The sequence below is a fragment of the Acinetobacter sp. YH12145 genome (assembly GCF_013418335.1).
In the GTDB taxonomy this organism is placed as follows: domain Bacteria; phylum Pseudomonadota; class Gammaproteobacteria; order Pseudomonadales; family Moraxellaceae; genus Acinetobacter; species Acinetobacter amyesii.
Genome location: NZ_VPCE01000022.1, coordinates 1 through 10265 on the forward strand (window position 1 = coordinate 1; position 10265 = coordinate 10265).

Annotated in this window: 6 protein-coding genes, 5 pseudogenes and 1 other annotated feature; of the genes and pseudogenes, 7 read left to right on the top strand and 4 right to left on the bottom strand. The window is 39.4% G+C overall.

The window, feature by feature from the left end; translation table 11 throughout:
- Positions 1-64 precede the first annotated feature (64 nt).
- Positions 65-669: pseudogene (locus tag FTU80_RS16105) on the top strand (IS3 family transposase); the annotation flags it as partial.
- Between the two features lie 40 nt (positions 670-709).
- Here the strand turns inward: FTU80_RS16105 and FTU80_RS16110 are convergent.
- The 4 genes and pseudogenes from FTU80_RS16110 to FTU80_RS16125 all read right to left on the bottom strand — a co-directional run.
- Positions 710-1195 (bottom strand): annotated as a pseudogene (locus FTU80_RS16110) (IS3 family transposase); the annotation flags it as partial.
- Positions 1196-1274: 79 nt separating this feature from the next.
- Positions 1275-2516 (bottom strand): group II intron reverse transcriptase/maturase, encoded by a 1242-nt coding sequence (gene ltrA / locus FTU80_RS16115; protein WP_163169929.1) that lies wholly within the window; start codon positions 2514-2516, stop codon positions 1275-1277.
- A gap of 504 nt (positions 2517-3020) precedes the next feature.
- Positions 3021-3763 (bottom strand): annotated as a pseudogene (locus FTU80_RS16120) (IS3 family transposase); the annotation flags it as partial.
- Positions 3372-3488 (bottom strand) — a sequence feature (AL1L pseudoknot). Its footprint overlaps the pseudogene before it by 117 nt.
- 155 nt (positions 3764-3918) lie before the next feature.
- Complete coding sequence (locus FTU80_RS16125; RefSeq protein WP_150378260.1) at positions 3919-5091, bottom strand: replication initiation protein; 1173 nt, start codon at positions 5089-5091, stop codon at positions 3919-3921.
- An 856-nt stretch (positions 5092-5947) separates the two neighbouring features.
- Between FTU80_RS16125 and FTU80_RS16130 the strand changes: the two genes are divergently transcribed.
- The 6 genes and pseudogenes from FTU80_RS16130 to FTU80_RS16155 all read left to right on the top strand — a co-directional run.
- Positions 5948-6727 (top strand): ParA family protein, encoded by a 780-nt coding sequence (locus tag FTU80_RS16130; RefSeq protein ID WP_150378261.1) that lies wholly within the window; start codon positions 5948-5950, stop codon positions 6725-6727.
- Positions 6728-6734: 7 nt separating this feature from the next.
- Positions 6735-7646 (top strand): ParB/RepB/Spo0J family partition protein, encoded by a 912-nt coding sequence (locus FTU80_RS16135; RefSeq protein WP_150378262.1) that lies wholly within the window; start codon positions 6735-6737, stop codon positions 7644-7646.
- 429 nt (positions 7647-8075) lie between these two features.
- A complete protein-coding gene (locus FTU80_RS16140) occupies positions 8076-8459 on the top strand; it encodes a transposase (RefSeq protein WP_151208067.1) in 384 nt (127 codons plus the stop codon).
- Entirely contained in the window at positions 8456-8791 is a 336-nt protein-coding gene (gene tnpB / locus FTU80_RS16145; RefSeq protein ID WP_004730490.1) for an IS66 family insertion sequence element accessory protein TnpB, read from the top strand. The genes FTU80_RS16140 and tnpB overlap by 4 nt, the downstream gene beginning before the upstream one ends.
- A gap of 74 nt (positions 8792-8865) precedes the next feature.
- Positions 8866-9846: pseudogene (locus FTU80_RS16150) on the top strand (IS66 family transposase); the annotation flags it as partial.
- Between the two features lie 83 nt (positions 9847-9929).
- Positions 9930-10142, top strand: a pseudogene (locus tag FTU80_RS16155) (helix-turn-helix domain-containing protein); the annotation flags it as partial.
- Between the last annotated feature and the right edge of the window lie 123 nt (positions 10143-10265).

A 10265-nucleotide genomic window follows, 5' to 3' on the forward strand; every position in this document is an offset into this window, starting at 1 on the left:
GGAAATTTGAACAACTCCTATAAGTGATACTCTGCTCCTCAAATGATGTTATAAACATCAATATATGGAGTATTTTATGGCACGTAGACCAAGAAGAAATCATTCAAACGACTTTAAGGCTAAGGTAGCACTTGCTGCGATCAAAGCAGAAAAAACACTTGCTGAATTGAGTTCTGAGTTTGATGTTCATCAAAACCAAATTATTGACTGGAAAAATAAATTGATCTCAGCTTCCTCACAAGCTTTCGATCAATCAAAAGCTCCATCAGAACCTCCCATTGATCTTAAAAAGTTACATGCAAAAATCGGTGAGCAGGCATTAGAAATTGATTTTTTAGAAGGTGTGTTGAAGAAACTGGGCCGCTTCAACCACAAAAGTTAATCGATCACTCACTTCAGATTTCAGTATCTAAACAAGCTAAGTTACTGAAAGTCTCTCGTGGTTGTTATTATTATCGCCCAAAACCTGTTAGCTCATCAGATCTGAAGCTGATGCGATGTATTGATGAATTACATATGCAATATCCTTTTGCAGGCAGTCGTATGATGCGTGATTTGTTGAATCGTCAAGGGCATCATATAGGACGACGTCATACACGTACTTTAATGAAGAAAATGGGTATTCAGGCGTTATATTGCAAACCAAATTTAAGCCAGGCTAATCAAGCTCTGAACCGTACCGGGTTTGTCGGAGACTTTTTTATTTAAGTTAGGCCACCTGACCTAACGGGTTAATCTTATCATAGTACATTGCTTCAAACTCAAAAGGCGATACATAACCCAGTGCACTGTGTACACGCTTTTTATTGAACCAATCTACCCAGTTGAGTGTCGCTAGTTGTACATCTGCTAAACCTTGCCAATCTGCTTTTAAATATTCAATCACCTCTGTTTTGTATAAGCCATTCACCGTTTCAGCCAGAGCATTATCGTATGAATCACCAGTTGTACCGACTGATGCTCGTAAATTTGCTGCTTCTAAACGATTGGTATAGCGAATAGAAAGATATTGAACACCTCTATCGGAATGATGAATCACATTCTTTGGCATGCCTCGATCGTGCAAGGCTTGCTCTAATGCATCGAGCACCATATCTGTATTCATCCGTGTCGATACTTTCCATCCAACAATTGCTCGTGAGAACACATCAATAATAAAGGCGGTATAGACCCAGCCTGAATGAGTTTGAATATACGGGTGAGTAGACCAAGGGAATTTCACCCTTAGCCCCTCGCAGAACCGGACGTGAACCTCTCAGCTCATCCGGCTCCCATTATCCAACCGATGGTAAACATCCCATTTTCCAGTGCACAAAGGCATTTGGAAAATCACGCGCAAGTCGCCCTAAGGCATATCTAGCCCGTCTTTTATGACGGGCCAAGTTTTTATACTTACGCCTCATCCAGCGTATAAGATAAGCATTCATGTGTTGCCAGATCGCTGACATTGCTGAACCATGGAATCGACCATAGTATTGCTGCCAACCTTGAAGAATTGGATTGAATATTGCAGATAAATCACTTAATTCGCGATTACACATCAGATGTAGATGCCATTTCCGAATAGTCTGTCGCATTGTTTTAAGTGCATCACGACTGACTGCAGGAGAGAAATTTACATAAACTCTTTTATACTTGTCCACAGCCTTACGGGGCCTAAACGTGTACCCGAGAAAAGTAAATTGAACATCGGGATATGCTTTACGACGATTAATATCTTGGCAATAAACAATCTTTGTCTTGTCTGGATGCAATTCGAGTCCACATTCACGAAATCGTGCATCGATCTTTTGTAAAACAAGTTTGGCTTGAGATAAACTCCGACAATGAATTACGCCATCATCTGCATAACGGCAGAACCGTACACTTTGAAGATGTTTCGTAATCCACATATCAAAAGCATAATGCATAAATAAATTCGCCAATAAAGGACTCACAACACCACCTTGTGGTGTGCCGCGATTCCTTTCTAAAAGATGGCCATTTATGTGTTGCATTGGTGCTTTTAACCAACGTTGCACATATAAAAGAATCCATGGAATTTCACAGTGTTTCTTGAGTGCACGCATGAGTAAATCATGGTCGATGTTATCAAAGAGACCTTTGATATCAAATTCCACAACCCAGTCATAATCCCAACTTCGTCTCCTCACTATCGCAATTGCATCATGGGCAGAACGCCCCGGACGATATCCATATGAGTTTGGATGAAATAATGGATCAATTTTCGGCTCTAATAAGAGCTTAACTGCTGTTTGCGCGACTCGATCTGCAACTGTTGGAATACCTAGTATACGCACGCCACCTGACTTCTTTGGAATCGGAACAGCCTTAACTGGCGGTGGAAAATAACTGCCAGAACAAAGTCGATTCCATAGTTTGTATAGGTTGTTCTTTAAATGCTTTTCGAATTGCTCAATAGATTCATGATCAACGCCTGGAGCGCCACCATTCTCTTTGACTTTCTTAAATGCCTCCCAGATTAACGCTTTAGGAATGTTAAATGGTTTGGTCATAAAGTTTTGCTCCTCCTGCTTGCACAGTTGACAAATCCGTAGACCTGGATAATGCAACCCCTTCGCTCCATTACCATTACAGTAACTTCAACACTACTACGAGTTGCTCCGCCCCTTGGTGACGCATTGCTATTATCAGCCTTGCCTTTTGAGCTTGTGCCTTTCGCTTGACATCGCCACCGAAGGTTCCCGCAGTTCAACGTAAGAGCCTGAATTAGGATCGCGCTGCCTCTACGCCGGACACCGAATGGCCCGTAAGCAGGTAACGGCCAAACTAATCGCGGGGTAACTTCCATCCCCGGTTTTGATGTCATTTGAGTACTTTCGACACTTGAACGGCAGTTCACTGTTGTTCGCCTTCCTAATTCTTACCTGACATCTCTACGATGCCTTTTCCATAACGCTCACGACCGGGACTTTTGATCCAAGCCGCTTATGGTGGTTTGCTACCTGCTCCTGCAAGCCGATAGCGAGGGGCCATACCCTCATCTCTTACGCCGCTTGCTGCGGCACACTAAAGTCACTCACCCACAGTTGGTCAGGATGATCAGCATTAAAATTACGTTTCACTAAATCATCTGCTCTTTTTTGATCATCTCGGCTACGGGTGGTTTGTTTATTCTTACCACGCCAAACACCTTGTATACCTAGCTTCTGCATCAATCGAGCAACTGTACAACGTGCAATAATATAGCCTTCACGTTTCAATTGTTGCCAGACCTTACGCACACCATATCGACCTGAACTTTCTTTCCAAATTCGTTTAATTTGTTCAGCATGATGCTCATCATGTAGATCTCGTTTCGCTCGATGTTCTGGATTGTCCGCGAGATCTAAAGTTCGGTAATAGGTTGAAGCTGCGATCGGTAAAATCCTACAAATCGCATCAACACCATATCGATCTTTATTGTTATGGATGAAATCCACCATTATTTGTGTGGGCGGTCGAGCTCCGCCTGGGCGAAAAAAGCGGCTGCTTTACGTAGAATTTCATTGGCACGCTTTAATTCTTTAATTTCACGTTCCATTTGCTTCATTTTTTCTTGATCAGATATCTGTTGTACTTTAATAGGATTTTGCTGATCTAAATGCTTTTGATGCCAGGCACGAAGTGTTTCAGGAGTATAACCAATCTTAGGCGCAATTGCTGTGATTGCAGCCCAAGTAGAAGGATAATCTTTTTCAGATTCAATTAGTAATTGAACCGCTTTTTCTCTGATTTCAGGGGTATATTTTAATTTGGTCATCGGGGTAGTCTCTCAGAATATTGACTCTCCGACAAACCCGGTACGGTTCATTTTCACACTTTATGCAACAGAGTCGTTTTTATCCTAAGGTCCTTACCACTTGTATTCTTTACGAACATATATCTAAAAAGTGTAGCAAGTTGCTACACTTTTCGCTAGATCAACTCTTTACCAAAAATATCATTCAGTCTTTCACGAATACTATGGACGAATTCCGGATTACTTTTAAGTTTATGCTTCATATTTCGTTTAAAGTCATTCAACCCCATACCAATTTCAGCAAAATCCATTTGGAATAAAGTGTCATTAATGACAATATTTGCTTGAGAGTCAGTGAGGCATCCTACTTTTTTAAACCACTTCTTGAACTGCTGATAATTTTCATCATTATTAAAAATATACCAAGAACGTACATTCATATCGAATTTAGCCCCTAATTCTTTTACGGATGCATTGTCTTCAAATGGAACATCAAGATAGATTTTTTCAATCACTGCAAATTCATCCAGTGCCTTATCAGCAATCCGATGATGCAGTTTAAAATTCACACCTACAATTGGACGGCCTTTCTTAACGGTTTCATACTCTAACTGTAGATCTGTATTTTCGTTAATTTCTGCCACTATTTTGTCTAATACATAGCGTCTAAAATCTACCCAGCGATCATATTTGGTTTCATTAATATCAATCAGTGCTTTCAAGTTTTCTAAAAGTAATGGCACTTCATAACTCTTTTGATTGACGTACTTAAATTCGTTTTTAATGAAATAAGTATAAAGACTCATACTGGCAACAGAATCTAGGGCAAAAAGATGTTTTAGCTGATAGGTAGTAAAATTACCCCCAGCCAGTTGAGTGAAATACGGCAACACCTCACTGGTAAAACGAATCTGAATCGCATTTTTAGAATCATCTTCCCATCTTAACTCACGGATAATGGGAACGACAGAATGTACTTTTTTAGTCTTTCTCTTACCATTATCAGCTGGCTCCTCAATAATAAAATGAGCTACCCGGGATGAAAGCTCTTTATAAATCCGATCTATTGCAACATTAATTGAATTACGTTTATTTAATCCTAGTAAATCTGCCAAATCATCCTTATACAAATAAATATAAGTTTGTTCGGTAATTTCACCATCTACCCTATTTTTCTCACTATAATTCGCAACCGCCATTGCATATAAAAGTGCCTTATATTCATTGGCTGATAATTCGATTGGGCGAATTAAACGGTTACTGGTACTGACAACGCCATTATGGCGAATGTTGCCTATACAGTAAGGAATATAATTCGATTCTTCTTGCAATGGTTCAGATTCTGTCATAACCGTGATATTTATAATTTAACTTAGTTTTTATATACAAAAGTGGAAAAACTTTCAAGACTTTCACCACAATATTCTAAAAGTGGAAAGTTTGTCATCAAAAAGAAGCATTTTAGCCGATTTCCTGCACTTAAAGTGGAATTAATTATAATCTTTCCACCTCATGATGACAGACCTTCCACCTTTAGTCTCGAAATTACAGTTCAGAAGGTCTATTTTTACTTTTTTCATTCAGGTCTAGTTAGGTTAAGTCAGATAAAAACCCTGATGTGACAAGGCTTCCACCTTTTTGTTAGATTTAAAAGGTATAACTGCACATATAATCATCAGGAAATATCCAATAAAAACAGATTATCCACAGGTTAAGAAGATACAGTGACAATCTTTCCACCTTTAAAGCTTAGTTATGAGACTTTATTAACAGCTTAAATATTTGTTTTTTATATTATTTTTAAATAAAAATAGCAGTTCTAAAAATAGTAGTGACAAACCTTCCACCCTAGTGACAGACCTTCCACTTTATAGTGACAAACCTTCCACTTTATAGTGACAGACCTTCCACTTTACGGTGACAGACCTTCCACTTTATAGTGACAAACCTTCCACTTTATAGTGACAAACCTTCCACTTTTAAAGTTACAAGCATTTGTTTTATATAATAAAAATATGATCCTAATTATTAATTAGCTAAATAACTAATTATTCTAATTTTTAATTAAGCTAGCTTAGTTAAAAATTTATTTTTTAAGTTGTTTTACAGCTGAATAAATAGGATTTATAAATTTAAAAACTATAGTAAGATGAATGAAAGTTATTTATATTACTAAACATTGAAATAAGGAAGCATCTGACACGCATGTCTGCAAAAATTATTACTGTTGCTAACCATAAAGGCGGATGTGGCAAAACAACGACTGTTGTACACCTAGCCTCAGAACTTGCCAATCTGGGCTACAAAGTTTTAGTCATTGATTTAGATCCTCAAGCAAACGCAAGTTTACACATTGGGATCCAACATCCAAGCGAAATTGCTGTCACTACAGCAGAATTACTAGTGGGCGATATTTCGTTGTTGGCAGATGCATTACAAGAAGAAACGAACTTTGAAAAAGTATCATTAATTTATGGTTCCTTAAATTTAGGAAAAACTGAAGATCAACTAAAAGAAGAAGCTCCCCGTCCTTCTGAAGAGTTAAATATCAAGTTAAAACTATTAAAAGATCTTTATGATTTTATATTGATCGACTGTCCACCTAGCCTTAAATTATTAACCAGCAATGCCTTGGCATCTTCAACACATGTCGTTATCCCTATCGAATCAGGATCACAATATGGATTGTATGGGGTAACAGATCTTTTAAATCATCTTGAAAAAATCAAACGTATTAATCCAGATTTAGAGCTTTTAGGCGCTTTACTAATTAAGCATGATGAACGTCAGAATGTCTGTAAGCTGATTCGGGATGAAGCCTTGAAACAGGTAGGTAAAATTTTAGAAACCACAATTCCTCAAAGTACTAAAGTCAATCAAGCAGCGATTCTGCAACAACCACTTTTGAAAGTAGAAAAAAATTCAAAAGTACGTAAGGCTTTTGAAAGCCTTGCCAATGAAATTGTAGTGAAAATTAAAACCTGAGAGCATTATGGCAAGCACCAAAGAGCTTTTAGCTCAGAAACTGAAACAGAATACAGAAAAACATCAGCAAGCACAGAAAGACAATATTAAAGAGCCGAAAGAGTTTAGACGTAATGTCCCTATTGAGGATATCAGCCGAAGTCCAAACCAGCCGCGTAAAATATTTGAAGAGTCACAGTTAAAAGAACTGGCGGATTCTATTAATGAAATCGGCCTTTTGCAGCCCATTACAGTACGTAAACTGGATAATCTGAAATATGAACTGATTGCAGGCGAGCGACGCTTACGGGCACATCAATTACTCGGAAAGTCTGTGATTGAAGCCATTATAATTGATGCAAATAATGTAGAAGCATCTTTGTTAACCCTGGCAGAGAATTTAAAGCGTCAGGATCTGACAGATTATGAGATTTTTATTGGCTTGAACTCACTTGATGAGAAATTAAAGAAAAACAAGCAACGTTTAGCCAATTCACTGGGTTTAAATCGCGAAGATATGTACAAGTATTTAGCATACGAAAAACTGCCGCAAGCAATTTTAAATGACCTTGATGTGGAACCGGGCTTGCTAGGCCGTACTGCTGCAACTGCATTCAAAAAATTTCTATCGGATCATCTTGAACAACTCTCTGAAGCCGAAATGGCCTTACTCGGAGCTTGGGAAAAATTAAAAGACAAAAAACTCGAGCAAAGCAAAGTTACTACTTATGCTGAAAAACTATTGAGTCAGAATCCAGAAAAACTGACCACAACATCCGTGGTCAGAAAAATTGAATATGCTGGTAAGATTGCGGGGAATATCAAACTGAATCAAAAACAGCTTAAAGTTTCTCTGAATATCTCGAAAATTGACGAAGCCAGTCTTTTACAATTAGAAGATTTCTTAAAACAGCTGATTCAAAAAAGCGAAAAAGTGTAGCAAGTTGCTACACTTTTTTAGTCCCGTCAAACTAATTACATCCTCATGCATTATTGAAATTTGCTTTCTTAAGTATGCGTCTTAACATTTGGTCTTTGATAGTACTATTACTTCAGACTGAGATTAAATTCTGCCTTTCTTCTTGTGGAGTGGTTTATATTTATCCGGAAATATTATATATGTCCATATAATCACTCCCAGTTTTCACGTTTTGTATCAAAATAATCAATTCCTATCAGATTTTCCGATAGGGAAATTTATATGCTGGTGGAATATAAATAGTTTGGTGGTGTTTCAAAAAGTATGCTGCCGTTAAACAAATCCGTTATTAAGGTAAAAGAAAGTAAGCATCCGGCTAACACAGCCTTACCAAGCGATCCTATAAGCCTTAATTTAGTCCCCACCTAAAAACAAGTGGGGACTTAATCCATGAACATGGATATATATTCAGCAACACCTCCTGTTGCTAAAAAACGCAGATCATACAGCAAAGAATTCAAACTCAGTATTGTCAATGCCTGCAAAAATCCTAATACCTCGATCGCTTCGGTCGCACTGCAACATAGTATTAATGCCAACCTTGTCAGTCGTTGGATCAGGATCTTCAGCCATCATGAGGGTGCCGTGCAGGATCCTACTCATGTGAATCCAGCATTTATTGCTTTGCCTTACACTGCTGCAATCAGCCAACCTATTGATGAGAGGATCACGTTGTGTATCACCGTGCCTCATACGAATAATGATATTCAGCTAAAATGGCAGACATCAGAAATACCTGCCTTGGCAGAATTACTCAAGGCACTGGCAACATGATCCGCATTGATGAAATTTGGCTCTCTACCCAGCCCATGGACATGCGTGCAGGTATGGATACTGTCATGGCTCAGGTGGTGAGAGCCTTTGGCTACATCAAACCGCATTGCGCCTACCTGTTCTGTAATAAACGTGGTCATCGTATGAAAGTGTTGGTACATGATGGACTGGGCATCTGGCTGTGTGCCCGGCGTTTGGAACAGGGTAAATTTCACTGGGCTCAAGTTCACCAAGGTGAAACCGTGGCCCTCAGCCCGGAACAGTTACAGGCATTAATCCAAGGTTTGCCCTGGCAGAGAATTGGATTGCAGCAAGTGGTGAATATGCTCTAAACCAAGCTCGACCATTCTGCCATCCTCCAAACGTTCTATTTCATTCTCTTCATGACCTCAGGCATACTGCGGTCATGAATACGCTGCCTGACTTAAGCCAACTGACCCATGAACAACTGCTGGAATTCACCAGACAGTTGGCGATGCAGCATCAGTCTCTAGCACAATCAAACCAGCAATTAGATGCCAGAGTTCAACATCTTGAAGTCACCAATCAGCAATTAGATTCTAAAGTTCAACATCTTTCTATTCTCAATCAAAAATACGAGCATGAACTCGCACTATTTAAACAGCACAAATTCGGCAGTAAAAACGAACATCTCACTGCAAAACAAATCCATCTGTGGGATGAAGCGGTTGAAGAAGATATCGCAGCCGTTGATCTGGAATTAGAACGATTAAATGCAGATAAAACCCATGCAGCGACACAGAAAGCCACAGTCAACAAACCTAAACGTCGACCACTGCCAGATCATCTACACACCATCCGTATTGAGCATGAACCTGCATCAACCCAATGTGCTTGTGGCTGCCGACTCCGTCGTATCGGCGAAGATGTCAGTGAAAAACTGCATTTCAGACCGGCACAGTTCTATAAGGAACAGCATTTGCGTGGCAAATGGGTCTGTGATCAGTGTGACACCCTGACTCAGCAAGCGATGCCCGCCTATGTGATTGATAAAGGCATTGCTTCACCTGAACTGCTCAGCCATGTGCTGGTATCGAAATATGCCGATCATTTACCGCTGTACCGTCAACGTCTGATCTATCAGCGGGCGGGAATCGAACTTTCTAGATCAACTTTATCTGACTGGATAGGTCGCTGCGGTGTAGAACTGGAACCTCTGGCCAATGCCTTAAAAGAGGTGGTACTACAACAGCAGGTGCTGCATGCAGATGAAACACCGGTCACCATCATGCGGATGGGTGAGAATAATAAAAAACCGAAGAAAGGTTATGTCTGGGCCTATGCCACCACACAGTACAATCCAGTTCAGGCGGTGATCTATGACTTTCAGGATAGTCGTTCAGGCCAGCATGCTGAAGAGTTGTTAGCGGCAATGTAAAAATGACCCCCCAACAGCATTTGAAAATTGACCCCCTTGGTTAATATAGTGGTCTTTTTGGACTGCTCAACATGTTAACTTTGGAGCAAGCAGTGACAATCCAAATACTTCATCAACAAGGTCAATCTATTAAGGCAATTAGCCGCGAACTCGGTATTTCTAGAAATACTGTGTGTAAATATTTACGATCTCAAGTAACACCTAAATATCAACGAACACAATCTAAAGTGAGTATTCTTGAGCCTTATAAACCGTATTTAATCAAACGAGAGATGGCTCCGGAAATTTGAACAACTCCTATAAGTGATACTCTGCTCCTCAAATGATGTTATAAACATCAATATATGGAGTATTTTATGGCACGTAGACCAAGAAGAAATCATTCAAACGACTTTAAGGCTAAGGTA

What these genes read in the sequence shown, in the direction of transcription:
- FTU80_RS16125 (WP_150378260.1), bottom strand. Translation starts at nt 5,091, where the DNA reads ATGACAGAATCTGAACCATTGCAAGAAGAATCGAATTATATTCCTTAC.
- ltrA (WP_163169929.1), bottom strand. Translation starts at nt 2,516, where the DNA reads ATGACCAAACCATTTAACATTCCTAAAGCGTTAATCTGGGAGGCATTT.
- FTU80_RS16130 (WP_150378261.1), top strand. Translation starts at nt 5,948, where the DNA reads ATGTCTGCAAAAATTATTACTGTTGCTAACCATAAAGGCGGATGTGGC.
- FTU80_RS16140 (WP_151208067.1), top strand. Translation starts at nt 8,076, where the DNA reads ATGAACATGGATATATATTCAGCAACACCTCCTGTTGCTAAAAAACGC.
- FTU80_RS16135 (WP_150378262.1), top strand. Translation starts at nt 6,735, where the DNA reads ATGGCAAGCACCAAAGAGCTTTTAGCTCAGAAACTGAAACAGAATACA.
- tnpB (WP_004730490.1), top strand. Translation starts at nt 8,456, where the DNA reads ATGATCCGCATTGATGAAATTTGGCTCTCTACCCAGCCCATGGACATG.